This window comes from Micromonospora sp. NPDC050187 (assembly GCF_044459745.1).
Lineage (GTDB): Bacteria > Actinomycetota > Actinomycetes > Mycobacteriales > Micromonosporaceae > Micromonospora.
Map to the genome: position 1 here is coordinate 32,039 of NZ_JBITJH010000031.1, position 25,573 is coordinate 57,611.

At 74.1% G+C, this 25,573-nt stretch carries 20 protein-coding genes and 1 pseudogene; 14 read left to right on the plus strand and 7 right to left on the minus strand.

The window, feature by feature from the left end:
- Positions 1-207: 207 nt before the first annotated feature.
- Genes ACIBJE_RS29315 through ACIBJE_RS29325 form a run of 3 tightly spaced genes read left to right on the plus strand, consistent with a single transcriptional unit; the run spans position 208 to position 3,495 of the window.
- Positions 208-1,161, plus strand: a complete 954-nt coding sequence (locus ACIBJE_RS29315) for a thiamine pyrophosphate-dependent dehydrogenase E1 component subunit alpha (protein ID WP_396753513.1) — start codon at positions 208-210, stop codon at positions 1,159-1,161.
- Positions 1,158-2,150, plus strand: coding sequence for an alpha-ketoacid dehydrogenase subunit beta (locus tag ACIBJE_RS29320; protein WP_396753514.1), 993 nt, complete (start codon positions 1,158-1,160; stop codon positions 2,148-2,150). The genes ACIBJE_RS29315 and ACIBJE_RS29320 overlap by 4 nt, the downstream gene beginning before the upstream one ends.
- A gap of 55 nt (positions 2,151-2,205) precedes the next feature.
- Complete coding sequence (locus ACIBJE_RS29325) at positions 2,206-3,495, plus strand: aspartate aminotransferase family protein (RefSeq protein WP_396753515.1); 1,290 nt, start codon at positions 2,206-2,208, stop codon at positions 3,493-3,495.
- A gap of 111 nt (positions 3,496-3,606) precedes the next feature.
- Here ACIBJE_RS29325 and ACIBJE_RS29330 read toward each other — a convergent pair whose 3' ends face one another.
- From ACIBJE_RS29330 to ACIBJE_RS29350, 5 genes are all read right to left on the minus strand, one after another.
- A complete protein-coding gene (locus ACIBJE_RS29330) occupies positions 3,607-4,878 on the minus strand; it encodes an MFS transporter (protein ID WP_396753516.1) in 1,272 nt (423 codons plus the stop codon).
- An 83-nt stretch (positions 4,879-4,961) separates the two neighbouring features.
- Positions 4,962-6,161 (minus strand): cytochrome P450, encoded by a 1,200-nt coding sequence (locus tag ACIBJE_RS29335; RefSeq protein WP_396753517.1) that lies wholly within the window; start codon positions 6,159-6,161, stop codon positions 4,962-4,964.
- Between the two features lie 66 nt (positions 6,162-6,227).
- Positions 6,228-6,803: a DUF5825 family protein gene (locus tag ACIBJE_RS29340; RefSeq protein WP_396753518.1), complete on the minus strand. Its 576-nt coding sequence runs from the start codon at positions 6,801-6,803 to the stop codon at positions 6,228-6,230.
- A gap of 2 nt (positions 6,804-6,805) precedes the next feature.
- Entirely contained in the window at positions 6,806-8,650 is a 1,845-nt protein-coding gene (locus tag ACIBJE_RS29345) for a RiPP maturation radical SAM C-methyltransferase (RefSeq protein ID WP_396753519.1), read from the minus strand.
- 297 nt (positions 8,651-8,947) lie between these two features.
- The gene (locus ACIBJE_RS29350; protein WP_396753520.1) at positions 8,948-9,706 is read right to left on the minus strand and encodes a ferritin-like domain-containing protein; all 759 of its coding nucleotides are present in this window, start codon (positions 9,704-9,706) and stop codon (positions 8,948-8,950) included.
- A 376-nt stretch (positions 9,707-10,082) separates the two neighbouring features.
- Here ACIBJE_RS29350 and ACIBJE_RS29355 point away from each other — a divergent pair, with 376 nt between their 5' ends.
- Both ACIBJE_RS29355 and ACIBJE_RS29360 read left to right on the plus strand, forming a co-directional pair.
- Positions 10,083-13,010 (plus strand): ATP-binding protein, encoded by a 2,928-nt coding sequence (locus tag ACIBJE_RS29355; RefSeq protein ID WP_396753521.1) that lies wholly within the window; start codon positions 10,083-10,085, stop codon positions 13,008-13,010.
- Positions 13,011-13,037: 27 nt separating this feature from the next.
- A complete protein-coding gene (locus ACIBJE_RS29360) occupies positions 13,038-14,456 on the plus strand; it encodes an RtcB family protein (RefSeq protein ID WP_396753522.1) in 1,419 nt (472 codons plus the stop codon).
- A gap of 99 nt (positions 14,457-14,555) precedes the next feature.
- On the opposite strand, the gene ACIBJE_RS29365 is transcribed toward ACIBJE_RS29360, so the two are convergent.
- Positions 14,556-14,984, minus strand: a complete 429-nt coding sequence (locus ACIBJE_RS29365) for an archease (RefSeq protein WP_396753523.1) — start codon at positions 14,982-14,984, stop codon at positions 14,556-14,558.
- A gap of 136 nt (positions 14,985-15,120) precedes the next feature.
- Here ACIBJE_RS29365 and ACIBJE_RS29370 point away from each other — a divergent pair, with 136 nt between their 5' ends.
- From ACIBJE_RS29370 to ACIBJE_RS29405, 8 genes are all read left to right on the plus strand, one after another.
- A complete protein-coding gene (locus ACIBJE_RS29370; protein ID WP_396753524.1) occupies positions 15,121-15,726 on the plus strand; it encodes an MBL fold metallo-hydrolase in 606 nt (201 codons plus the stop codon).
- Positions 15,727-15,861: 135 nt separating this feature from the next.
- Positions 15,862-17,349, plus strand: a complete 1,488-nt coding sequence (locus tag ACIBJE_RS29375; protein WP_396753525.1) for a flavin-containing monooxygenase — start codon at positions 15,862-15,864, stop codon at positions 17,347-17,349.
- Positions 17,342-18,193, plus strand: coding sequence for an SDR family NAD(P)-dependent oxidoreductase (locus ACIBJE_RS29380; RefSeq protein WP_396753526.1), 852 nt, complete (start codon positions 17,342-17,344; stop codon positions 18,191-18,193). Before ACIBJE_RS29375 ends, ACIBJE_RS29380 begins: the two co-directional genes overlap by 8 nt.
- On the plus strand, positions 18,190-19,023 hold the full coding sequence (locus ACIBJE_RS29385) for an alpha/beta fold hydrolase (RefSeq protein WP_396753527.1): 834 nt from the start codon (positions 18,190-18,192) through the stop codon (positions 19,021-19,023). The genes ACIBJE_RS29380 and ACIBJE_RS29385 overlap by 4 nt, the downstream gene beginning before the upstream one ends.
- Positions 19,024-19,169: 146 nt before the next feature.
- On the plus strand, positions 19,170-20,255 hold the full coding sequence (locus ACIBJE_RS29390; protein ID WP_396753528.1) for an S-(hydroxymethyl)mycothiol dehydrogenase: 1,086 nt from the start codon (positions 19,170-19,172) through the stop codon (positions 20,253-20,255).
- Positions 20,255-20,884, plus strand: a complete 630-nt coding sequence (locus tag ACIBJE_RS29395) for an MBL fold metallo-hydrolase (protein WP_396753529.1) — start codon at positions 20,255-20,257, stop codon at positions 20,882-20,884. The genes ACIBJE_RS29390 and ACIBJE_RS29395 overlap by 1 nt, the downstream gene beginning before the upstream one ends.
- A gap of 172 nt (positions 20,885-21,056) precedes the next feature.
- Positions 21,057-22,187 (plus strand): DUF3626 domain-containing protein, encoded by a 1,131-nt coding sequence (locus ACIBJE_RS29400; protein WP_396753530.1) that lies wholly within the window; start codon positions 21,057-21,059, stop codon positions 22,185-22,187.
- A gap of 194 nt (positions 22,188-22,381) precedes the next feature.
- On the plus strand, positions 22,382-23,095 hold the full coding sequence (locus ACIBJE_RS29405; protein WP_396753531.1) for a hypothetical protein: 714 nt from the start codon (positions 22,382-22,384) through the stop codon (positions 23,093-23,095).
- A gap of 57 nt (positions 23,096-23,152) precedes the next feature.
- Here the strand turns inward: ACIBJE_RS29405 and ACIBJE_RS29410 are convergent, their stop codons facing one another.
- A complete protein-coding gene (locus tag ACIBJE_RS29410; protein ID WP_396753532.1) occupies positions 23,153-24,781 on the minus strand; it encodes an alkaline phosphatase D family protein in 1,629 nt (542 codons plus the stop codon).
- A 460-nt stretch (positions 24,782-25,241) separates the two neighbouring features.
- On the opposite strand from ACIBJE_RS29410, the pseudogene ACIBJE_RS29415 reads away from it, so the two are divergent.
- Positions 25,242-25,573 (plus strand): annotated as a pseudogene (locus tag ACIBJE_RS29415) (hypothetical protein); the annotation flags it as partial.

The window sequence follows — 25,573 nt, forward strand, 5'->3', positions numbered from 1 at the left end:
CGACCGCATCCCACCCTGCCGCCGGGGATTGGCGACCACCGCGCGGATCCATGACAGTTCCGTGACGATCCGCCCTCGCCCGTCGGCCGGCCGACGGATCTCTCTATTGACATACGTCACTGTCGTGGCAGGATTGCAGATCCACGCCGAGGAGGCTCCACCCCGGGGAAACCCGACGGTCCGGCGAAGGCGGAAACGGTTGTGCAGGTGACAGCGGCGTACCGGACGATGCTGCGGATCCGGGTCCTCGAGGAGAGAATCATCGAGTCCGCCAACCGCGACGAGGTCGTGGGTTTCGTGCACCCGTACACCGGCCAGGAGGCGGTCGCGGTCGGTGTGCTCGCGGCCCGCCGCCCGGACGAGTGGGTGGTCAGCTTCTACCGCTGCCACGGACACGCGGTGGCCGCCGGCCTCCCGCTGGACGGGATCGTCCGGGAGATTCTCGGCCGCTCCGGCGGCCTCTGCGGAGGCAAGGGCGGCTCGATGCACCTGGCCGACCGGTCCCGCCACTTCCTCGGCGCCAGCTCGATCGTCGGCAGTCAGCTCTCCATCGCGGCCGGCGTGGCGATGGCGGAGAAGACCACCGCCGCCGGCCGCGCCACCGTGGTCTTCTGCGGTGACGGCGCGCTCGGCACCGGCGTCAGCTTCGAGACCCTCACCATCGCCGCCACCCTCGGCCTGCCCCTCGTGCTGGTCTGCGAGGACAACGGCTGGCAGGACCACACCCGCAGCGACCTCGTCCGGCACCGGACCCCGACGGAACTGGTGGCCGGACTCGGCATCGACCACCTGGAGGTCGACGGCAACGACGTCGAGGCGGTCCACCGGGCCGCCGGGACCCTGCTGGCCCGGTGCCGGCGCGACCGCCGTCCCCAGGTGCTGGTGGCCCGCACCTACCTGCGTCACTACCACGCCCAGGTCGGCGGGGCCCGGCCCGCCGAGTACCGGCCGGCCGACGAGGTCGCCTACTGGCTGGCGCGTGACCCGCTCGACATCGCCGCCGCCCGGGCCGGCCTGACCGACGACTGGCGGAGCGGGCTCCACACCGAGACGGTCCGGGAGATCGACGAGGTCTTCGCCAGCGCACTGGCCGCCCCGCCACCGGATCCGGCCACGGCGGCCGGGAACGTCACCACCGGACCCGTGGCGGTGACCCGGTGACCCGGCGGCACCCGGTGGGCGCGGCCGTGCGGTCGGCGCTGACCGAACAACCCGACCTGCACATGTTCTGCACCTACCAGCAGCCCGACCTGATCGACCTCTTCGGCCCCGACCGGATGGTCCGGCTGCCGATCGCCGAGAACGCGATGGTCGGCATGGCCGTCGGCATGGCGCTGGTCGGGCGGCGCGTCCTGGTCAGCATCGCCCGCGTCGCCTTCCTCTTCACCGCCTTCGACCCCCTGGTCAACCAGGCCACCAAGTGGCGGTACATGTCCGACGGGCAGTTCTCCGTGCCGTTGGTGATCCGGGGACTCACCCGGGGCGACGAGCACCTCGGCGCCCAGCACGAGCACAGTGCCCACTCGATGCTCAGCCAGATTCCCGGCCTGGTCGTCGCCGTCCCGAGTTCGCCCAACACGGCAGCCGGGCTACTCAGCACCGCGCTGCGGTACCCCGATCCGGTCGTGGTGCTCGAGTCCCCCCGCCTGTACACGCCGGACTGGGCGGACCTGCCCGAACCGGAGGCCACCCCGGCACCCCTGCCGTTCGGGGTGGCCGGCCGGGCCCTGGCCGGCCGCGACCTGACCCTGGTCGGTATCGGCAACACGGTCGCGCTCTGCCTGCGCGCCGCCCGTCGGCTCGCCGACCACGGACTGCGGTGCCAGGTGGTCGACCTGCGCACCGCCGCGCCGCTGGACCGCGACGGCACCGCCGACCTGGTGGCCGGGGCGGGCCCGGTGGTGCTGGTGGACGAGGAGCCGCGCGCCTCCTCCCTCCTGTGCGACCTCGGGCTGCACCTGGTCCAGGTGGGGGCGGTCGAACCGGACCGGCTGGCCTTCGTCTCCGGCGCGGCGGTACCCGCACCCGCCAGCCCGGTGCTGCTGGCGCCCCTGCTGCCCACGGTCGACGACGTCGTCGAGTCGGCCCTCGCCCTCACCCGACGGCGGTACGCGGGCACCGGCGGGACGTCCACCGCCGGCGCGCACTGACCGGCGTCGACCGGGCGGCGGCCCACCGGGGTAGGCACCAACTGGGAGGGATCACATGACTTCGGATTTCCCCGCGGACTACGCGGTGTGGCACGGCCTGTCGCCGATGACGGACTTCTTCCGCGACGCGGATCCGGGCCTGTTCCTGGTCGAGGGCTCGGGCAACCACGTCACCGACGCGGCCGGACGCCGCTACCTCGACGCGCGGTCGTCGATGTGGAACCTGACGCTGGGCCACTCCTGCGAGCCGGTGAAGGAGGCGATGCGGCGGCAGCTGGACACGCTCCCCTCGGGCACCGTGATGCGGTACGAGCACCCGCCCGTGGTGGCCGTCGAGTACGCCGCCCGACTGGCCGCGCTGATGCCGGCCCCGTTGCGGCACGTCCGGTTCGGCAACACCGGCAGCCAGATGACCGAGGCGGCGGTGATGCTCTCCCGCTTCCACCGCCGGATGACCGGGCAGCCGGACCGGCGGTACGTCGTCGCCGTGCACAACGGCTACCACGGCACCGGGCCGCTGGCCACCGCGCTGACCGGCGAGCCGATCCTGCACGAGTGGTCGGCGCCGCTGGACGACCACGTCCGGCACGCCACCGCGCCGACGCTGCCGGAGATCCTGGCGCTCGTCGAGGAGATCGGCGTGGACCGGGTCACCGCGGTCATCGTGGAGCCGGTGCTCGGCAGCGACATCGGTGCCGTCTCGCTGCCGTTCCTGGAGTCGCTGGTCAGCGAGTGCCGGGCCCGGGACGTCCACGTGATCGTGGACGAGGTGACCACCGGGGCCGGGCGCACCGGAACCATGACGGTGAGTGAACGGCTTCCGGTCGCCCCGGACATGGTCGTGCTCGGCAAGGGTCTGAGCGCCGGCTACTTTCCGCTGGCCGCGCTCGTGGTGGGCACGCCGGTCTTCGACGCGCTCGCCGACCCGCCGCTGCGGCTGGGCTTCCCGAACGGGTCCACCACCGACGGGCACCCGATCGGGATGGCCGCCGGACTCGCCGTCCTGGACGTGCTCACCGCCGACGGGTTCCTGGCGGGCGTCCGGGAGACCGGCCGGCACCTGGTCGAGCTGCTCACGGGGTCGCTGGCCGACGAACCGGGGGTCGGCCCGGTGGTGGGCGAGGGGATGATGCTGAGGCTGGGACTGGCCCACGACGACGGTGCACCCTGGTCGGTCCGGGAGGTGAACCGGTTCCGGCTGACCTGCCGTGACCAAGGCCTGCTGACCAGCTACGCGCCGGGTTTCCTGCCGCTGATGCCGCCGCTGACCCTGTCCCGTGTCGAGTGCGTGGAACTGGTCGATCGGCTCCGGGCCGCGCTGCGGGCCCACAAGGTGGAGCGCTGAGGCGTACCGGTCGGGGTCGACGCGCGGTCCGGACCGCAAGATCGACTCCGGACCGGCGAAGTGGGGGTGTCCAGGACGGTGGAGGCTGCCGCTTCGGCGAGACGGAGCCGGTCAGGCCCGGTCGCCCGCCGGCTCCCCGGTGGTCGGGTCGGGCGCGGGTGAGTGCGCGTCCGCCCGGCGGCGGATCTGTCCGGTGACCGTGGCCGTGCCGGCGAGGGCGACCAGGGCGAAGCCGGTGAGGGTCCCCGGCAGCCCCCAGACGTCGGCGGCGACACCACCGACGAGCGCCCCCACCGGTACGGCCAGGATGGACACCGTCCGGCTGAACGCGATGACCCGGCCGAGCCGTTCGGCCGGCACCAGTTGTTGCTGGAGGGAGGCCGACGCCACCGACCAGACCGTCGCGCAGTACCCGAAGACCAGCTCGTAGACGACGAAGAGCAGGAGCGGGGCGGCCAGGGACGCGGCCGGGATGAGCAGCAGCGAGCCCGCCGCGACCGGCGCGAACAGGGCGATCGAGCGGTCCAGCCCGAACCGGCCGACCACCCGTCGGGCGGTGGCCACGGCAACCAGCGCCGCCGCGCTGTTCACCCCCCACAGCGCCCCGACCTGGAACGGGCTCAGCTCCAGCGTCCGGTAGGCGTAGAGGGTGTAGAGAGCGCCGAGGCCGGCGCCGCCGACGTTCAGCGCGGCGGTGGCGAGAGCCAGCCGGCCCAGCAGCGGGATCTCCCGGAACGTGCCCAGGCCCTCCCGCAGCGAGGTCCGCAGGTCCGCCGTCGAGCGGCGCAGCGCGACCCGCCGGGACACCGGCGCGGTGACCGCCGGCTGTTCGGGAGCGTGGCGGTCGGCCCCGCGCAGCCGGCTGAACACGACCGCCGAGGCCAGGTAGCTCACCGTGTCGACGGCGATGGCGAGCGCCGCGCCGAGTGCCTGCACGAGCAGCCCGCCGACGGCCGGCCCGGCGATCTGCCCGGCGGCGCGGGCGCCGGCGAGGGAGGCGTTGGCGCCGACCAGCCGGTCGGCGGGCACCAGGCGGGGCAGCACCGCGTTGATCGAGATGTCGGTGACCCCGGACAGGATCCCGGAACACGCGGCGGCCACCACCAGGTACGGCAGGGACAGCACGTCGAGCAGGTACATCGCCGGCACCGACGCCACCACGAGCGCGTGCAGCAGGTCGTTGGCGACCAGCAGACGGCGGGGTGAGCGCACGTTGTCGATGAGGACGCCGACCAGCGGCGCGGTCAGCCCCCGGGCGCCGTACTCCAGGGCGAAGATCAGCGCCGCCGCGACCGGCCCGGCGTCGAGCAGCAGGATGGCCAGGGTGGGCAGCGCCAGCGCGGTGACGTGGGTGCCGGTGAGGCTGATGAGCTGGGCGAGCACCAGCGGCCGTAGGGGAGACCGGCCGGGGGAGGGGGACGTCGAGGCGGGACGCACCGGACCTCCCGGAACGGCGGCGGACCCGGTCACCAGGTGACCGGCAACTCGCGGGGCCCACGCAGGACGGTGCCGGTCTTCCAGGACACGCTACCGGGCGGAACGGCCAACCGGAGGGTGGGCACCCGGTCGAGCAGCACCCGGATCGCCTCCTGCAGCTCCATCGTGGCCAGTCGCGCGCCGAGGCAGCGGTGCGGCCCCCACCCGAACGCCAGGTGCGGTTCCGGATCCCGGTCGAGCCGGAAGGTGTCCGCGTCCGGGAACGCCTCCTCGTCCCGGTTGGCCGAGATGGTGGAGACGAAGACCGCCTCGCCGGCCCGGACGGTCACCCCGTCGAACGGGACGTCCTCGGTCGCCACCCGGCCCAGCCCGGTGCCACCGCTGAGCGGGACGAACCGCAGCAGCTCCTCGACCACGGTCGGCAGCCGCTCCGGCTCCGCGCGCAGCGTCGCCCACAGGTCGGGTCGGGTCAGCAGCAGGTACGTCGAGGAGGCGATGTGGCCGGCGACGGTCTCGAACCCGTTGACCAGCAGGGTCGCCCCGAAGGCGAGCAGTTCCCGCTCGGTGAGGCGGCTGCCCGCGTCCCGGGCCTCCACCAGCGCGCTGAGCAGGTCGTCGGTGGGCTGCTCGCGGCGCTGCCGGATCAGCTCCCGCAGGTACGCGTCCACCGCGTCGACGATCTCCCGGAACTCCTCGGCGGTGACCTTCCGGAGGGCGGCCAGGGATTCGGTCCACCGGCGGAACTCGGCCCGGTCGGCCAGCGGCACCCCGAGCATCCGGCAGATCACCGTCATCGGCAGCGGCAGCGCGAGGCCCTGGGTCAGGTCGACCGGCGACCCCTGCCGGAGCAGGTCGTCGACGAGCCGGTCGGCCACCTCCCGTACGTACGGCCGCAGCCCGTCGATCCGCCGCTCGGTGAAGGCCACCGCCACCAGCCGGCGCAGTCGGCTGTGCTCGGGCCGGTCGACGTCCATGATGGTGGTGGCGACGGTCGGGGCGGCGGTCTGCCGGGGCACGTCCGGGCCCGTCGCGGCGGCCCGGCTGAAGCGGGGGTCGGTCAGCACCTTGCGGACGTCGCGGTAGCGGGTGGCCAGCCACGCCTCACCGGCGTACGGCAGCCGCACCCGGGTCAGCGTGCCGCTGCGTCGCGCCTCGTCCAGCCGGGGACTGAGGCGCAGCTCGGCGTAGTCGAGGAACGGGTAGTCGGGCGCCTGGTCGGTGGGACGCACCGCGCTGCTCCTTCCGGGTTCGTCCGCCGGAATGCCGGACGCGGGTCGACGGGACGCGACGGGCGGTCAGATGGCCAGGTACGGCACCGGCCAGTGACGCAGCCGGTAGGGCAGGACCAGCAGCCGCTGATCGACCCTGAGCAGCAGTCCCGCCTCGGCGACGGTGTCGACCAGTTCCCGGGCGGCCGGGGGCAGGTCGTCCACGGTGCGTGCCTCGGCCATGGCGAGGAAGTGGTCGGCGCCCTCGTCGATGGTGAGCCGGGCGTCCTCGCTCTCCGGGCGGACGTCCTTGATGGCCACGAACCCGGGGCCGCGCCGGTGGAAGAAGCTGCCGTACCGGTACCCGGCGGCCCACGCCGTGGCGTGCGCGGCGCTGTCCGCGTCCACCCCGCCGGAGGGAGCCACCAGGTGCACATGGGTGTGCAGCGGGAAGCACGGCAGCCCGGCGAGCCGCCAGCGCAGCCGTATCGCGTGGCTGGTGACGTCACGCAGGTAGCGCAGCAGTTCCAGGTCCTCGGCCGGGGACCGGCCGAAGTGGAGCACCGTGTCCGCGTCCACCGTGTGGTAGGTGAGTTCCGGCGTGACCGGCGGGAGGCCCTGGGTCGTGCCGGCGTCGGTGTCGGGCGGGTTCGTCGTCGGCATGGTCATCCCACCTTGATCGGAATGGCGCTGGTGGCGAGGCCGATCCACTGCCCGTTCTCGACGAAGACCAGGCCCCGGGCGACGAACCCGGCCAGGATCTCGCGCAGCTCCGCCTGGTCGACGGCGAAGCCGGCGGCGGTCACCTCCCGGTGCAGCGCGGGCAGGGTCCGGCCCGGCTCCGCCGCCCGGTACACCGCCCGGTGCAGCGGGTCGGTGATCCGGTGGTCGGTGACCGGCCATCCCACCCGGCGGTCCTCGAAGACGGTCGCGTCCGGTCCGTCGATCCGGACGAGGGTGCTGTCCGGGTATCCGGCGATCCACGCGGCGAGCAGGTCGCGCAGTTCCTTCGCCTCGGTCTCCGAGATGCCGAGCGGGTCGGTGTCGAAGAGGTAGACCATGTCGTGCAGGTCCTCCTCGGGCAGGTCGTACACGTGCCGGTAGGCGCGGGCCGTGTGGCGGTGCGGGAAGCCCAGCGCGGGGTTCTCGAAGTAGGGGCTGAAGCGTTCCAGCAGGATCCGGGACGCTCCGGCCGGCGGTTGCAGGTGCATCAACGCCGGGAGCTGCCGCAGCACCGGGGCGTAGTCCTCGGCGCGTTCCTCCGGGAAGCCGTAGAGCCAGTTCCAGGTGACGGTGAGGCCGGCGGACTCGCAGTCGCGCAGGGTCCGCACGTTGCGCGTCCCGGCCACGCCCTTGTCCATGATCTTGAGTACGGGTGACACCAGGCTCTCGATGCCAGGCTGGACGTGGCTGACCCGGGCGGCCCGGAAGGTGTCGATCTCGGCGGGCTTCAGGTTCGACTTCACCTCGTAGTGCAGCCGCAGGTCCCAGTCGAGCTCGGCGAGCCGGGGCAGCACCGTGGTGAAGAAGGTGTTGGCGATGATGTTGTCGACCATGATCACGTCGAGGGTGCGGTGCCGGCCGGTCAGCTCGCGGATCTCCCGGATCACCGCGTCCGGATCCTTCGCCCGGAAGGCCATCAGGGTGCCGTTGAGCCCGCAGAAGGTGCAGTGGTGCTTCTCGCCCCACCAGCAGCCCCGGGCCGTCTCCAGCACGAGCTTCGGCTCGACGTGCACGTTGACCGGGGAGACCTCCAGCCGGGCGAACCAGTCGTCGAAGTCGGGGACGGGCACCTGCGGCATCGGCAGCGGCGACGCCTGCGGGTTGTGGTGCGCCACCCCGGCGTCGTCCCGCCAGCACAGCCCGGGCACGGTGCGCAGGGTCTCCGGCGTGGCGCCGTCGGCGAGGACGCGCAGCAGCGCCGGGAACGACTTCTCCCCCTCGCCCCGCAGTACGAGGTCGACGAAGGGGTAGTTGCGGTGCAGGGCCACGCCCATCGGTCCGTCACAGTTGCCGCCGCCGAAGACGACCGTGACGTCCGGGTCGCGGGCCTTGATCCGCCGGGCCACCGCCAGGCTCGGCACGTTCTGCATGAAGGTGGTACTGAACCCGACGATCCGGGGCCCCCGCGCCAGCACCTCGTCCGTCACCAGTTCGACGAAGTCCTCGGCGTGCGCACGCATCCGGGTCACCGGTCCGATGTCCAGACCCGCCTCGGCCGCGTACACCTGCAACGTCTCCACCCCGAAGTCGGGGTCGTCGTGCAGGACGCCGGTGAAGACCCAGTCTCCCAGCCCGTCGAAGAGGCCCTCCTCGGCGACCGCCGTGTACTCGCGGGGACCCAGTTCGTCGTCGGTGCGGGCCATCAGGAACTCCGCCCAGCGCAGGTTCGCGTGGTACGTCTCCGGCGCGGGCAGTCCGGCCCGGGTCACGGCGGCGCGTAGCAGGCCGAGCGGCAGTGAGGGTGACTCCAGCGACTGCCACGGCATCGCGACGAGGCAAACGGACACGTCATCGTCCCCTTTCTCACACCGGTGCGGGGTGGGCCCGGGCGGGCCGGCTTCCGCCCGGGCCCCCTGTGTCACTTCTGCGACTCGGTCTGGGGCCGGTTCAGCGGCACCAGGTACTTGCAGACGCCGTGGGTCGGCGCCTTCACCTTGACGACAGTGATCTTCATTGGAATCACCTCCCTTCCTCGGTCTCCGCCCGCTACCTGACCGTGGGCGCGACGTGCCGGGTCTGGACGGAGTGCTTGACGACGCCGTGGGTCGACGCCTTCACCTTGACGACGGTGATCTTCATCGGGATCACCTCCCTCCCTCGATCTCGATGGGGATTCCGGCGGCGGTGAGCCGGGCCCGGTGCCGCCGGAGGAACCAGGCCCGCACGCCTGCGGGATCCCGGCCGAGGTGGGTGGCCAACGCGCCGGCGACCTCGTCCAGGCCGGTGAGGCCGATGCCCGCGTCGTGCCACTCGCGGGCGTGTTCGGCCCAGACCTCCCGGCCCTCGGGGGTGCGGGTCTCCCGGGCCAGGAAGTTGAGGCCGATGGCGATGTGCCGGATCTCGTCCTGGCGTACGTGGTGGTACAGCCGCCCGAGCGGGTCGCCCGCGAAGAGCTCGCCGAGGAGGATGAACTCGTCGGCGGCGAGCCCCTCCAGCAGGGTGTGGACCAGGGCCCGACCCAGGTAGGGCAGGGCGGCCAGCCCGTCGTCGAGGGGTTGCAGCTCCTCCCGGCAGACGTCCGGTTCCCCGCCGACCGCCTTCGCGTACCGGTAGAAGGCGTCGGCGTGCCGGGCCTCGTCCGCGGTGGCGAGGGCGAGGCTGAACCGCAGCGGGGCGTCGTCGGTCTCGGCGGCGAGGGTGGCCGCGGCGACGAGTCCCGCCTGCTCGGCGTAGTAGCCCCGGGAGGCCACCCGCCAGGCGCGTTCGGCGCGCGCCGGGTCGTCGCTGAACCGTCCCTCCCGGAGCACGTCCTCGACGCGCCAGGGGCTCCGGTCCCGGGTGACCCGGAAGATCCGGTACGCCACCTCGTCGCCGTCGAGGTCGTCGGGTCGCAACAGGCTCATGGGTGCCTCCGTGCGGTGCCAGGTGAACCGGCCGGTCCGTCGTGGCCGCCGGTGGGCGGTCGCCACGTCCTGCCCGTGAGCTTCATCGCTCGTCGGGGGCGGTGGCAGGGCAGCCGGCCACCCATATTCCGCACCCGCCCGCCGCCGGTCAGGCGACCGGGCCGGGCGGCGCGGTGCCGGAGCCGCCCCGGGAGCACCGGAAACCCTGGTGGTCCGACGTCGCGGCGGTCGCCGGCAGGTCCGCACCCGGAGTGGACAAACTGGGTGGCGGCTACCCATCGTCCGGCCCCGGGCACCCACGGCATCCGGTCGTCGACGGTGGGTTGCCGTGCGGCACCCGTGGACCCACTCCCAAAAGATTGATATTTTTCTATTCATGTCGGTGGGGGTGACACGACTGGTGGGCCGTACCGACGAGCTGCGCACCCTGGCCCGGACCCTGACCGCCACCCGCGACGGGGACGGTCGGGCGGTGTTCCTGGTCGGTGAACCGGGCATCGGCAAGTCCCGGCTGGTCGCCGCCGCCCGCGACCTCGCGTCCGCCGTCGGGACGAGGGTGCTGCACGGCCGGTCCGGCGCGGTCGGTCCGGCCATCCCGCTGCGACCGCTGCGCGAGGCGCTGCTGTCGGTGACCGCCGCCCTCCCGCCGGCCGACCTCGCGGTGCTGGGTCCGTACCGGCCGGCGCTGGCCCGGCTGGTGCCGGACTGGGCCGTGGTCGGCCCGCCCCGGCAGCAGCCACCCGACCACGACCTGCTGGCTCTCGCCGAAGGGGTGCTCCGCCTCACCGGACTGGCCGGCCGTGACCGGGGCTGCCTTCTCGTCCTGGAGGACCTGCACGACGCCGACGGCCGGACCCTGGCCGTGCTCGACTACCTCGTCGACAACGTCGGCCGGCAACCGACCACGCTGCTCGGCACCCTCCGCGCCGTGGCCGGACCGGCACTGGACCTGGTCCGCGCGGCGGCCCGGCGCGGTGCCTGCCGCCTCGTGCCGCTGGGCCCGCTCGACCCGGACGACCTGCGCCGGTTGGCCGGCGTCCGGCTGGACACCCACCCCGACGAACTGCCACAACCCGCGATCGACCTGCTCTGGGCGGGCAGCGGAGGCAACCCCGGCGTCGCCGAGGACACGCTCGGCGAGCTGGTCGACGCCGGTGTGCTGCGGCCCACCCCCAACGGGTGGCGGGTCGGGCGCGAGGGTGTCGCCGGTCCGGCGGACCTGCCCGCCCTGACCCGGCCGGTCGACCGTCTCGACCCGCGTCGACGCGAACTGCTGCTGCTGGGGGCGACCCTCGGGCCGGCGTTCCCGCTCGCCGTGCTGCGCCAGGCCACCGGCCGGCCCGACCGGGAGCTGCACGACGACCTGGCTGACGCGACGGCCGCCCGGTTCGTCCGACCGGACGGTCCGGAGCCGGACCGGTACCGCTTCGTCCACCCGCTGCTCGGCGGGGCGCTGCTCGCCCGGCTGGATCCGGCCGAGCGGCGTCGGCTCGCCCGGCGGGCCGCCGACGCGGTGACGGCCGTCCACCCGGGACTACCCGCTCCCCACGGCCGGACGGCCGCCGACCTGTGGCTCCGGGCCGGCGACCCGGCCGCCGCCGGCCGCCTGCTCGCCGAGGCGGGGCGCCGCGCCGTCGACCGGGGCGCCGCCGAGGAGGCCGTGGAGCTGCTCCAACGGGCCAGTGACCTGCTCGCCGACGCCGAGACCGCCCGCCGTGCGACCGTGCTGGAGTCCCTGATCCGCGCGCTGACCGAGGCCGGGGCCGTCGACCGCGCACTCGGCCACGCCGCCGCGCTCGGCGACCTCGCCGACCGGCTCGACCTGCGACACCGGGCCCGCCTGCACACCGCGCTCGCCTGGGCGGCGACCACCGCCGGTCTGACCGGCGACGCCCGGCGCCACGTCGACCTGGCCCGCGCGCTGCTCGGCCCCGACGCCACCGAGCCGGACTCGGCCCCGGTCGACGTCGTCGCCGCCCACCTGACGGCCCAGGGCGGCGGACCGGACCGGCTCGCCCGTGCCGAGGCCGACGCCCGGCGGATCGAGGCGGTGGCCCGTGCCGCCGGTCTGCCGGCCGTCGCCTGGCGGGCCAACCTCCTGCTCGGCGAGCTGACCCGGCCCCGGGACCCGGCCGAGGCCACCGACCACCTGAACCGGGCCTGGTCGGTCGCGGTCCGGCAGCCCGCCCCGGTCTGGGAGATCCACTCCCTGGTCCGGCTCGGCGACGACGACGCGCTGCGCACCGGCGACCTGGACCGGCTGGAACGGGCCCACCGGACGGCGGCCCGGGCCGGCGCGCTGCACGCCCGCCACGAGGCGGAGACGCGACTCGCCCTGCACGCCGTCCTCCAGGGGCGGTTCACCGCCGCCGACCTGCTCACCGAGCGGGTGCTCGCCACCGCCACCCGACACCGGCTGCCGCGCGCCGCCCGGTACGCGCTGCTGCTGCGTGCCACCGCCGCCGCGCACCAGGGCCGCCACCGGCCGATGACCGACGCGCTCATCGGGTTCCGCCGCCACGGCGGCGACGCCGACCGGTACGCCCCCTGGACGCACGGACTGATCCGGCTCTTCGCCGCCCTGCTGCGCGAGGACCGTCCCCGGGCGTTGCACGAGTCCCACCGCGCGACCCGGGCCGACCGGGACCATCCGACGGTCTGCCCGATCGCCGGCCGGCACGGGCTGGACCTGCTGCTGCGGGAGCTGACGGGTGCCGAGGAGGTGTCCGCCGCGCCGACCGCGGACCCGCCCGGCCGGCTCCGCTGGAACCAGCAGTTCCGGCTCTTCGCCCACGCGGTCCGGCACGGGCGCGCCGGACGCGCGGACGAGGCGACGGACGCGGTGCGGGAGGCGGTACGGCTCGCCGCGCCGTACCCGGTGGCCGGGCACCTCGGGCTCCGCCTGGTCGGCGAGGCCGCCCTGACCGACGGCTGGGGCGAGCCGGTCGAGTGGCTGCGCGCCGCCGAGGACCACTTCCACCGCACCGACGTGCCGGCGGTCGCCGCCGCCTGCCGGAGCCTGCTGCGCCGGGCCGGCTCCCGCCCGTTGCAGCGCCGGGCCGGCGTCGAGGAGATCCCCGGCGTACTGCGCGCCGCCGGCGTGACACCCCGGGAGTACGAGGTGCTGCTCCTGCTCGCCGGCCGGCTCAGCAACCGCGAGATCGCCGACCGGCTGCACCTGTCCGCCCGCACCGTGGAGAAGCACGTGGCGAGCCTGATCGCCAAGACCGGCCAACCGGACCGGATCGCCGTGGGCCGACTCGCCGCGACCGGGGCCCCGCCGGGTGCCACCGCCCAGGTGTAGCCGACCCCCGGGCGGGTAGCCCGCGACGTGGAGCTGGTGGAGGAGTCGGCGTACCGGTTCCGGATCGACCGGCACGGTCCGATGCGGGTGCCCGGGGTGGTCTTCGCCGCGCGGGCGCTCCTGCCCGACCTCGGCGAGGACCGGTCCCTGGAGCAGGTGGCGAACGTCGCCACCCTGCCCGGCATCGTCGGCGCCGCATACGCCATGCCCGACGTGCACTGGGGGTACGGCTTCCCGATCGGGGGCGTCGCCGCCACCGACGTGGACGCCGGCGGGGTGGTCTCCCCGGGCGGGGTGGGGTTCGACATCTCCTGCGGCGTGCGGCTGCTCGCCGCCGACCTGACCCGTGCCGACGTCCCCCGGCTGCGCGACGCGCTGCTGGACGGCCTGGACGCGGCGATTCCCCGGGGGATGGGCCGGGGCGCGGTGTGGCACCTCACCGACCGCGCCGAACTGGACGCGGTGCTGCGCGGTGGCTCCCGGTACGCCGTCGAGCGGGGCCACGGCGTCGAGGCGGACCTGGACCGCTGCGAGGACCACGGAGCGGTCGGCGGCGCCGACCCGGCCCAGGTCAGCGACCGGGCGGTGCAGCGGGGGCAGGGGCAGGTGGGCAGCCTCGGCTCCGGCAACCACTTCCTGGAGGTGCAGGCGGTCGACGAGGTGTACGACGAACCGGTGGCGACGGCGTTCGGACTGCGGACCGGCCAGGTCTGCGTGATGGTGCACAGCGGTTCGCGGGGGCTGGGCCACCAGGTCTGCACCGACCACGTCCGGGCGATGGAACGGGTCATGCCCGGCTACGGCATCGAGGTGCCGGACCGTCAGCTCGCCTGCGCGCCGGTGGACTCCCCGGCCGGGCGGGCGTACCTGGGCGCGATGGCCGCCGCCGCGAACTACGCCCGGGCCAACCGGCAGCTGCTCGCCGAGGCCGCCCGTCGGGTCTTCACCCGGGTCGCCGGAGCCCGCCTCGACCTGGTCTACGACGTCTCGCACAACCTCGCCAAGATCGAAACCCATCCGGTCGACGGGTCGACCCGCCGGCTCTGCGTGCACCGCAAGGGGGCCACCCGGGCGTTCCCGCCCGGACACCCGGACCTCCCCGCCGACCTGCGTCCGGTGGGGCAGCCGGTGCTGATCCCCGGCTCGATGGGCACCCCCTCGTACGTGCTCACCGGGGTGACCGGCGCTCCGGCGTTCGCCTCCACCTGCCACGGCGCGGGCCGGGTGCGCAGTCGGAAGGAGGCCACCAGGACGGTCCGGGGCCAGGACCTGCGCCGCGACCTGGCGGCCCGGGGCGTCGCGGTGCGCGGCACCTCCTGGCGTGGCCTGGCCGAGGAGATGCCGGAGGCGTACAAGGACGTCACGGCGGTGGTCGACGCCGCCGAGGGGGCCGGGCTGTGCCGCCGGGTGGCCCGGCTGGTGCCGCTCGGCGTGGTCAAGGGCTGACCCGCCCGCCACCCGTCGTACCGGTCGGCCTGGTCGAACGCCGACCCGCCCGCCGACCGCAGACGCCCGGGCCGACTGACGACCGGCAGGTGCGGCCGGTCAGACGTCCAGCGTCACCGCGCAGGACCAGCCCGTCGGGTCCCGGTCGAACCGCAGCCCGTGCAGCGACACCGCCTTCGGCACCGCGCCCACCAGCTCCACGGTGTCGGTGCCGACCGTCCGCCACCGCACCCGCAGGCCGCCGTCGCCGGTGTCGGCCACCTCGGCCGCCACCGGCAGCGTCCCCTCGGTCTCCAACCGGAAGACCACCTCGTCGAGGAGGCCCACCAGCAGGTCCTCGTCGCGCCCCGCCGGCACGTCGAACCCGGCCGTGCCGGTCGGCGCGGCGCCGCCGACGTCGGCGAAGCTCTCCACCACGGCGGCGACCGCCTCGGCCAGGCACCCCTCCCGGGTCGGCGCCCACGCCTCCACCCGTACGTCGGCGGTGTGCGGCACCCGCCGGTGTCCCCGCGCCGGTCCTCGGTCCATGCCCCGATCATGCCCGGACGCGTCGCCCCGCGCGGCGCACCCGCCGTTCGCGCACGGCCACCCGCCGACCGCCGTCGCCGCCCGTCGCGCACCGGGCGGGACACCCGAGCCGCACCGGCCCGCGTACGGTGCCCCGGTGAAGGTCACCAAGTTCACCCACGCCTGCGTCCGCCTCGAACACGAGGGGCGGGTGCTGGTCATCGACCCGGGCACCTGGAGCGAACCGCGCGCCCTGGCCGGCGCGGACGCCGTCCTGGTCACCCACGAGCACACCGACCACGTCGACGTGCTGCGGCTGGCCGGGCTGGGCGTCCCGGTGCACGTGCCGTCGGAGGCCCGGCTGGGCGACCTCGCCCCGCTGCCGGTGATCCGGGTCGACCCCGGGGAGCGCTTCACGGCCGCCGGGTTCACCGTGCGCGCCGTCGGTGGCAGGCACGCCACCATCCACGACGGGCAGCCCGAGTGCGCCAACCTCGGCTACCTCGTCGACGACCGCCTCTACCACCCGGGCGACTCGCTGCACGTCCCGGACGTCCCGGTGGAGACCCTGCTCGTACCGGCGCAGGCGTCCTGGCTGAAACTGACCGAGGCGATCGACTTCGCCCGCGCGGTCGACCCGGCGCGGATCTTCCCGATCCACGATGCCCAGCTCAACGAGCGCGGCATGGCCAGCGTCGACGGTTGGTTCGGCGAGACCCTGGATGGGCGTTACCGTCGCCTCGTGCCGGGCGAGACCGCCTGACCGGGCCGGCACGGTCCATCACCGTACGGTGACCGGCCGTGCCCGTCCGGCGTTGACCCGGCCGACCGTGCTGGTTACTGTCCGGTAGTGCCGGTCCGTCGACCGGTGGTCACGTCTCGTGGGAACGGAGCGGGCATGGCAGTGGACCACGTTGACGTGCTCATCGTCGGTGCCGGCCTCTCCGGGATCGGTGCCGCCTGCCACCTGCGCCGCAGCGCTCCGGAGAAGACCGTCGCCATCCTCGAGGGCCGGGACGCAGTCGGCGGCACCTGGGACCTCTTCCGCTACCCCGGCGTCCGGTCCGACTCCGACATGTTCACCCTCGGGTACTCCTTCCGCCCCTGGACCGACCCCAGGGCCATCGCCGACGGCGAATCGATCCGCCGGTACGTCCGCGAGACCGCCCGTGAGTACGGCGTGGACGCACTGATCCGGTTCCGGCACCGCGCGGTGGCCGCCGAGTGGTCCAGCGTCGACGCCCGCTGGACGGTCCGGGCACACCGCGCCGACACCGCCGAGACTGTGGTCCTCACCTGCCGTTTCCTCTACGCGTGCGCCGGCTACTACCGCTACGACGAGGGCTGGACCCCGCACTTCCCGGGCGCCGAGGAGTTCACCGGCCGGATCGTGCACCCGCAGCACTGGCCCGACGACCTCGACCCCACCGGACGCCGGGTGGTGGTGGTCGGCAGCGGCGCGACCGCCGTCACCCTCGTCCCGGCGCTGGCCGGCCGCGCCGCCCACGTCACCATGCTGCAACGCTCGCCCGGCTACGTGGTCTCCCTGCCGTCACGGGACCGGCTCGCCGACGCGCTGCGTCGTCGGCTGCCTGCCCACCTCGCCCATTCCCTGGTGCGGTGGAAGAACGTGCTGGCCACCACGGCGATGTTCCAGTTCAGCCGCCGCGCCCCCCGACTGGCCCGGTCGGTACTGCGGCGCGGCGTGCGCCGGCAACTGCCCGCCGGCTACGACGTCGACCGGCACTTCTCGCCCCGGTACGACCCCTGGGACCAGCGGCTCTGTGTGGTCCCGGACGGCGACCTATTCGCCGCCGTCCGGTCCGGCCGCGCCGAGGTGGTCACCGACACGATCGAGACGTTCACCGCGACCGGCATCCGCCTGGCCTCCGGCCGGGAGTTGCCGGCCGACGTGATCGTCACCGCCACCGGCCTGAACCTGCTCGCCGTCGGCGGCATCGAGCTGACCGTCGACGGCGACCGGGTCGACCTGGCCCGCACCGTCGCCTACAAGGGCATGATGCTCTCCGGCGTGCCGAACTTCGCGATGACCCTCGGCTACACCAACGCCTCCTGGACGCTCAAGGCCGACCTCGTCGCCGGGTACGTCTGCCGGCTGCTGCGCCACATGGACCGGCACGGCCACCAGGTCTGCACTCCGCTCGCCCCGGACACCGACCGGCTGGAACCCATCATCGACCTGCGCTCCGGATACGTGCTGCGCAGCGTCGACGTCCTGCCCAAGCAGGGCCCGGCCGCGCCGTGGCGGCTGCACCAGAACTATCCCCGGGACGTGGTGACGATGCGGCACGGCCCGGTCGACGACGGGGTGCGTTTCTCGCGGGCCACCGCGCCGGTCGCCACCGGGGGAGCGTCCCGTGCGTGACCTGGTCTTCACCGACGGCACCGCGGTGGTCACCGGCGCGGCCGGGGGCATCGGCGCGGCCCTCGCCCACGGCCTGGCCCGCCGGGGCAGCCACCTCGTCCTGCTCGACCGGGACGGCGACCGGCTCGCCGAGGTGGCCGCCGCCGTGCGGGCCGCGCACCCCGCCCTCCGGGTCGACACCCACGTGGTCGACCTGGCCGACGCCGGGGCCACCGCGCGGGTCGCCGAGACGGTACGCGCCGCGTACCCGGAGATCCGTCTGCTGGTCAACAACGCCGGTGTCGCCCTGGGCGGCCGGTTCGACGAGGTGACCCTGGAGGAGTTCTCCTGGGTCATCGACATCAACTTCCGCGCGGTGGTGCAGCTGACCCACACGCTGCTGCCCGCCCTGAAGGCCGAACCCGGCTCGCACCTGGTCAACGTCTCCAGCCTCTTCGGTCTGATCGCCCCGCCCGGCCAGGCCGCCTACGCGGCCAGCAAGTTCGCCGTCCGCGGTTTCACCGAGGCGCTGCGGCACGAACTGGGCCCCGACGGCGTCGGCGTCACCTGCGTGCACCCGGGCGGCATCCGCACCCGTATCGCCGCCAGCGCCCGGGTCGGCAGCGGCGTCGACCCCGACGAGTACGAGGCCGGCCGCCGCCAGTTCGAGAAGCTGCTCACCATCGACCCGGCCCGGGCCGCCGAGGTCATCCTCGACGGCGTGCGCCGCCGCCGGGGCCGGGTGCTGATCGGCTGGTCGGCGACCCTGCCCGACCTGATGGCCCGGATCCTGCCCGGCTCCTACGGCCGGCTGCTCGCCCTCGGCACCCGACGATCCGCCGCGTCCCGGCAGGACCGGGCATGACCGCCACCTGGCTCACCGTCGCCGGTCGTCGGGTCCGCTACCGGGTCGACGGGGCCGGGCCGCCGGTGGTGCTGCTGCACGGCATCAGCCGCAGCCTCGACGACTGGACCGAACAACACGACCTGCTCCATGACCGGTTCCGGGTCCACTCCCTCGACCTTCCCGGCTACGGCCACAGCACGCCCCTGCCCGTACCGCACACCCTGCCGGCGCTGGCCGAGGCGGTGGCGGAGTTCTGCGACGCGGTCGGGATCGCCGGCCCGGCACACCTGGTCGGTAACTCCCTCGGCGGAGCCGTCGCCATGCAACTGGCCGTCCGCGACCCCGCCCGGGTCGGCAGCCTGGTGCTGGTCAACAGCGCCGGCTTCGGTCGGGAGGTGGCCCTCGCGCTGCGGATCCTGGCCATCCGCCCGCTCGGGCGGATGCTGCTGCGGCCGAGCCGGCTCACCGCCCGCCGGGCGACCCGGTCGCTGTTCCACGACCCGGTGCACGCCACCGAGGCCCGGGTCGCGCATGCTCTCGCCATGGCGCGCGAGCCACATGCCGCCCGGGTGATGCTGGAGACCCTGCGCAGCCTCGGCGGGCTGCGCGGCGTCCACCCGCAGTGGCGGACCGCCCTGCTCGACGCGGTGGCCGCGCTGCCGCTGCCCGTGCTGGTCACCTGGGGCGACCGGGACCTGATCCTGCCCGTCACCCACCTCGCGGCGGCCCGTGCCCGGCTGCCCCACGCCCGTACCCACCTCTTCACCGGCTGCGGCCACCTGCCACAGGTGGAGTGCGCCGAGGACTTCAGCCGGGTGGTCGCCGACTTCTGGACCGGTCCCGGCTGACCGGCCGACGATGCTCGTCCGCCTCGCCCTTCCGGGGTTGTTCCCGGGTGTTCTGGGCCGGGGCGGGGACACCGGAGTAGGTTGCCAGGTGGACATGATCCACGAACCCGTGGCGCGGCGGCGCGACGGAGAACGAGGGGGAGCGCGTGAGCCAGGAAGTGCGGGGAGTGATCTCCCGACGCAAGGGCGCACCGGTCGAGGTTGCCACGATCGTCGTGCCGGATCCGGGGCCCGGGGAGGCCGTCGTCCGCGTCCAGTCCTGCGGGGTGTGCCACACCGACCTGCACTACCGGGAGGGTGGCATCAGCGACGACTACCCGTTCCTGCTCGGTCACGAGGCCGCCGGCATCGTCGAACAGGTGGGGGAGGGGGTCACCGGGGTAGCCCCCGGCGACTTCGTGGTGCTCAACTGGCGGGCGGTCTGCGGCGACTGCCGTGCCTGCCGCCGGGGCCGCCCGTGGTACTGCTTCAACACCCACAACGCGAGCCGGAAGATGACCCTCACCGACGGCACCGAACTCACGCCGGCGTTGGGCATCGGCGCGTTCGCCGAGAAGACCCTGGTCCACGCCGGACAGTGCACCAAGGTCGACCCGGCGGCCCGTCCGGCCGCCGTGGGCCTGCTCGGCTGCGGCGTGATGGCCGGGCTCGGCGCGGCGATGAACACCGGCGGGGTCGGCCGGGGAGACTCGGTGGCGGTGATCGGCTGCGGCGGCGTCGGCGACGCGGCGGTCGCCGGTGCGGTGCTGGCCGGCGCGACGACGATCGTCGCCGTCGACCGCGACCCCCGCAAGCTCGACTGGGCCCGGAAGTTCGGGGCCACGCACACGGTCGACGCCTCCGCCGAGGACGCGGTCGAGGCGATCCGGGCCGCCACCGGCGGCTTCGGCGCCGACGTGGTGATCGACGCCGTGGGACGCCCGGAGACCTGGAAGCAGGCCTTCTACGCCCGCGACCTCGCCGGCACGGTCGTGCTGGTCGGGGTGCCCACCCCCGAGATGACCGTCGACCTGCCGCTGCTGGACGTCTTTGGCCGGGGCGGAGCCCTCAAGTCGAGCTGGTACGGCGACTGCCTGCCCAGCCGCGACTTCCCGCTGCTGACCGAGCTCTACCTCCAGGGCCGGCTCGACCTCGACGCGTTCGTCACCGAGGAGATCGGCCTGGACCAGGTCGAGGACGCCTTCGGCCGGATGCACGCGGGCGACGTGCTCCGCTCGGTGGTGGTCCTCTGATGCCGGCCCGGATCGACCACGCTGTCACCAGCGGTACCTTCTCCCTCGACGGCCAGACCTTCGACGTGGACAACAACGTCTGGGTCATCGGCGACGACAGCGAGTGCGTCGTGCTCGACGCCCCGCACGACGTCGAGGCGATCCTGCGGACCGTCGCGGGGCGGCAGGTCCGGGCGATCCTGGCCACGCACGCCCACGACGACCACGTCCGGGTGGCCCCGGAGCTGAGCCGGGCAACCGGCGCGCCGGTGCTGCTGCACCCCGCCGACCGGGTGCTCTGGGACATGGTCCACCCGGACGTGCCGCCCGGCGGTGAACTGCGCGACGGCGACACGATCGAGGTCGCCGGCACCACCCTGCGCGTGCTGCACACCCCCGGACACAGCCCGGGCGCGTGCAGCTTCCACGCCCCCGAGCTCACTGCGGTCTTCACCGGCGACACCCTCTTCGCCGGTGGCCCCGGGGCGACCGGACGGTCGTACAGCGACTTCGGCACGATCGTCGACTCCATCCGGGACCGGCTGCTGACCCTCCCGCCGGATACGGTCGTGCACACCGGCCACGGCGACAGCACCAGCATCGGCGCCGAAGCCCCTCACCTGCCCGCCTGGCTCGCCCGCGGCCACTGAACGCCTTCCGTTGGGGGGTGGTAGCAGGGGACCCCTGTTACGCAAAAAGCGGTAACAGGGGTCCCCTGCTACCACCCCAGCCCGCGCCGCACGCCCCTACCAGGGGTGCGGCGGGGCTGGGGCGGGAAAAACCGAGGGCGGGGTGGCGGGTGCGTTGCAGATACTCGGCGGCGTGGATGTTTCCTCCTCCCGGACGGCCGGGGCGGCTGCGGCGTACGCACCGCTGACCCGCGCGCAACGCGCGGCGCTGGACCACGTCCGCGCGGTCGCCCGGCGCGACCGACCCGCCGTCCTGACCTCGATCGCCCGCGTGCTGGCCGGCTGTGACGTGCCCGGGGAGCCGGCACGGGTGATCGAGGCGATCGTCGAGGGCGGGGGGCTGACCCTGAACTTTCACCCCGACCGGCTGCTGGCCGACGGCCGGACCGTGGCCGACGCGCTCGCCGAGGAGGGTGTCTACCGCAGCCAGTTCGAGACCGGCATCTCCAACGGCGGGCTGACCGCGTACCCGGGCGGCGACCGGGACCGTTGGGAGGCGGCGCTCTTCGGCGGCGCGTACCAGGCCACCGGGGTACGCCTCGCCGAGCGACCGATCTACGGCGGTCTCGACCTGCTCGGGCACCCGGAGGGCGCCTGCCCCCGTTTCGGCTCCTGCCACCTGCGGCTGCGTCCGACGGTGCTCGCCCGGACCACGTTCTGCGTCGGCGACAGTCACCTGGGCCCGACGGTGGTCGGCACGATCGACGTCTTCGAGCCGGTGCTCGCCGCGCTGGTGCGCACCACCGACGAGGGGGGCGACTGCCTCGGGGTGACCGGCATGGACACCGCCACCCTGCTCCGGACCCTGCTCGCCCGTCGCCACCGGGCCGGCTGGACGCCGGGCGAGCCGGCCCGGTCCCTCGACGACTACGTCGAGGCCCAGGTCCACGGCGGTGTCGACCTGGGCCGCGACGTCGAGGCGCTGGTGGCCGACCCGTCCTTCCGGGGCACCGCGTGCGGGGCGACGCTGGCGGCTCTCGCCCGCCGTTACGGCTTTCCGCTGCACTGGCACCGAGGGTTCGCGCTGCCCGTCGACCGGGTCGATCCGGAGTTCCGGGGACCGGTGATCCCGCCGTTGGCCGCCCGGGTGCTCGACGGCTTCGGTCGGCCGGGCACGCGCGTCGACGCGGCGCTGATCGGCCGGGCCGCCGCCTCGGTGGTCACCGAGCCCGGGCGGTGGGCCGACCGGGGACCGGCGGCGGTCACCCTTCAACACCTCAAGCAACTCTGGCACTGCGTCGTCCGATTCGGTGAGGCGCACTGACCCCGAGTGGTCGGCCCGTCACCCGATGTCCGGTTTCGGTGACGTGACGCGGTCCGCATCCGGACGACCCGTCGACATTTCCGGAATGCCGGACACGGCAAGCTGGTTGTGTTCCCCGTACCCCCGGATCCAAACCCGGTCGGGTACGGCAGGACCTCCGTCCGGCACGTCCACCGATCGAAAGGGCAACCATCGTGAAGTCGCACTTCACCCGATGGCTCCCCGCCATCGCGAAGACCTCGAACCGCAGGACCGTCCTCAGCCTCGCCGGTGTGGTCGCACTGGGCGGACTGGCTCTCGCCCCGGCCGCGTACGCCGAGCCGTTCACCGGCGGGCCGCACCCGGACGCGGTGGCCGCCATCGACCTGGCCACCGGCAAGAACCGTAGCCCGCAGGGCACGGACGCCGTCACCGCGCCGGAACCCGTCCGCGCCGACGCGGCGGAATCGGACGAGCCGTCCGAGAAGCCCGACACCGACCGTCTCGTCCCGCACGGCGTGCAGGGCGCACAGTCGCGCATCCCGCTCGACGACGCACAGCTGACCAACGCCAAGGCCATCGTCGAGACCGCCAAGGAGACCGGGGTCGGCGAACGGGGCGCCGTGATCGGCGTGGCCACCGCCCTCCAGGAGTCCAAGCTCTACAACCTGGGCCACCTCGGCGTGGTCAACGACCACGACTCGCAGGGCCTGTTCCAGCAGCGTCCGTCGACCGGATGGGGCTCGCCCGAGCAGATCACCGACCCCGAGTACGCCTCGACCGCGTTCTTCGAGGCGCTCAAGGACGTCCGTGGTTGGCAGGAGGCCCCGCTGACCGTGGCCGCGCAGACCGTGCAGGTCTCGGCCTACCCGTTCGCGTACGCGCAGTGGGAGGAGCAGGCCGCGGACATCGTCCAGCGGGTCTGGTGACCTGATACCCCCGATCCGGCCGGGCCCCTCACCTCCGGGGCCCGGCCGGACGTGTCCTCAGGACAGCGGGCCGTACTCCTGACGTAGCCGGGCCGATCCGGTCGCCACCGACCAGCCCGCCACCCAGGCGCTGCCGCTGGTGGGACTGGTCCGCTCGGACAGGTGGTACCAGTCCATCCGACAGTGCTGCGGGGTCACCTCCACGACGCCGTAGCCGTGGCCGTCCAACTCCGTCCACCGCACATGCGGATTGGTGGAGCGGATCAGTGTCGCGCCGAGGGCGCTGAGCGCGTTGTTCGCCGGCAGGCCCAGGAAGTCGTTGACGTTGTCGCTGGTCACCGAGGGGACGACGAACTCGGCGGCGACCGGCCCGGACAGCGCGGTCGACCGGGTGGTGACCTCGTTCGCCCACGAGAAGTGGATGTCACCGGTCAGGAACACCACGTCCCTGGTACCGGTGGCCCGCAGGTGGTCGACCAGCTCGTTGCGGTCGGCGTTGTAGCCGTCCCACTGGTCCGGGTTGAGCGCCGCGCCGTTCTCGGGGATGCCGAGCAGCTCGCGCAGCGGGCCGAGCAGCCAGGCCGGCAGCGCGCCCAGGCTGAGCCGGGCCATCATCACCGGGTTGCCGACCAGCTTCCAGCGGGCCGGCGAACCGGCCAGGCCCGCCTTGAGCCAGGACATCTGCGCGTCCCCGGTGATCGTGCGCGCCGGGTCGTCCACCGCCGTACCGGAGGCCTGCCGCGACCGGTACGACCGCAGGTCCAGCATGGACAGCTCGGCGAGCTGCCCGAACCGCAGCCGCCGGTGGATGGCCCCGTCCGTGCCGGCCCGCACCGGCATCCACTCGAAGTACGCCTGCCGCGCGGCGGCCAGCCGCGTCGCGTAGTCCCCCTCCGTGCCCGGGGTGTGGTTCTCCGCCCCACCGGACCACTGGTCGTTGGCGACCTCGTGGTCGTCCCACGTGATCACCCAGGGCACTGCCGCGTGCAGCGCCTGGAGGTCCGGGTCCGTCTTGTAGAGGGCGTGCCGGACCCGGTAGTCGGCGAGGGTCAGCGTCTCGTGTGCCGGCTGCACCGGGCGGACCACCGTACCGCCGGCGTCGAACTGGCCGGTGCCGTACTCGTACAGGTAGTCGCCGAGGTGGACCACCAGGTGCAGGTCGTCCCGGGCAGCCAGGTGCCGGTACGCCGAGAACCAGCCGGCCTCCCAGTTCGCGCAGGAGACGACGCCCAACCGCAGCCGCTCGACCGCCGCGTCCAGCGGGGGCGCGGTCGTCGTCCGGCCGACTGTGGACCAGGTGCCGGCGTACCCGAAGCGGTACCAGTAGGTCGTGTCCGGGGCCAGGCCGGCCACCTCCACCTTGACCGTGTGGTCCCGCCCCGGCCCGGTGGACGTCACGCCCTCGGCCGTCGTGTCCTGGAAGTCCGGGTCGGCGGCGACCTGCCAGGACACCTGCACGTCCGGTCCCTTTCCGGAGCCCGGTAGCGCCTCGTCGGTGGGGGTGAGCCGGGTCCAGAGCAGGACGCCGTCGGGCAACGGGTCACCGGAGGCGACCCCGTGCCGGAAGACCCCGCCGGCCGCGTGGGCGGGAACGGTCGTGGCCACCACCGTTCCGGCGAGGACGGCGGTACCGGTGGTGGCGCCAGCGACGCGCAGCAGCGTACGGCGGTCGAGGGTGTTCGTCATGGTCTATGTCCTACTGGCCACCCCCTCGACTCCGCTGCCCCTGGCGTCAGCGTTCGTCTATTTTTTGGCGTGGGTTCCCGTTTGCGTCGTCTGGCGGGAACGGCACCCCCGGGGCGCCGCCCCTCGGCAGCGTCTGTCCGGTCTATGCCACTTTGTCGCCTGTGTCGGGGTCGCTTCGGTCGGGTGGCGGTCGGGAATGGTGGGGGTGGGCCGGTGGTTGTACCGGGTCGACGGCCGAGGAGTCGCCCTGCTGGTGGGTGGGGTGCGCGGGCCTGGTCGGTGGAATGCCGGCGGGTGGCGGGTCGTTGTACATGGTTCGCCGGTGTGGACGGGCAGCGTGAGGGCCTTCCGCCGGTGGGAGTGATCCCCCCTTTTTGACTTTGTTCGGGTGCCGTGACGGTGCTCGTGTGCCCGGTGTCCCCCGTGCCGGGTGTGTCGATCCCCCGATTGGAGTTCCCCCATGAACACGATGCTGCGTAAGACTGTTCTCGGTGTGGCTGGTCTGGCGTTCGCCGGTGGTGTGGTCGGTGGTCCGGTCGGCACCGCGCTGGACACGTCGGCCCACGCCGCCCCGGCCACGCCCGTGGCCGCGGTGCAGGCGGAGAAGCCGGACACCGGGAAGCTGGTGCCGAACGGTGTGCCGGGCGGGCAGTCGCGGATCCCGCTGGACGCCGAGCAGACCGCGAACGTGAAGGCGATCGTCGAGGCGACGAAGAAGGCCGGTATGGACGAGCGGGCCGCCGTGGTGGCGATCGCCACCAGCCTGCAGGAGTCGAAGCTGGAGAACCTGGG

Coding starts and splice junctions, on each gene's coding strand:
- ACIBJE_RS29410 (WP_396753532.1), bottom strand. CDS start 24,781: ATGACGAACACCCTCGACCGCCGTACGCTGCTGCGCGTCGCTGGCGCC.
- ACIBJE_RS29395 (WP_396753529.1), top strand. CDS start 20,255: ATGCCGGCCCGGATCGACCACGCTGTCACCAGCGGTACCTTCTCCCTC.
- ACIBJE_RS29355 (WP_396753521.1), top strand. CDS start 10,083: ATGTCGGTGGGGGTGACACGACTGGTGGGCCGTACCGACGAGCTGCGC.
- ACIBJE_RS29385 (WP_396753527.1), top strand. CDS start 18,190: ATGACCGCCACCTGGCTCACCGTCGCCGGTCGTCGGGTCCGCTACCGG.
- ACIBJE_RS29340 (WP_396753518.1), bottom strand. CDS start 6,803: ATGCCGACGACGAACCCGCCCGACACCGACGCCGGCACGACCCAGGGC.
- ACIBJE_RS29350 (WP_396753520.1), bottom strand. CDS start 9,706: ATGAGCCTGTTGCGACCCGACGACCTCGACGGCGACGAGGTGGCGTAC.
- ACIBJE_RS29325 (WP_396753515.1), top strand. CDS start 2,206: ATGACTTCGGATTTCCCCGCGGACTACGCGGTGTGGCACGGCCTGTCG.
- ACIBJE_RS29365 (WP_396753523.1), bottom strand. CDS start 14,984: ATGGACCGAGGACCGGCGCGGGGACACCGGCGGGTGCCGCACACCGCC.
- ACIBJE_RS29375 (WP_396753525.1), top strand. CDS start 15,862: ATGGCAGTGGACCACGTTGACGTGCTCATCGTCGGTGCCGGCCTCTCC.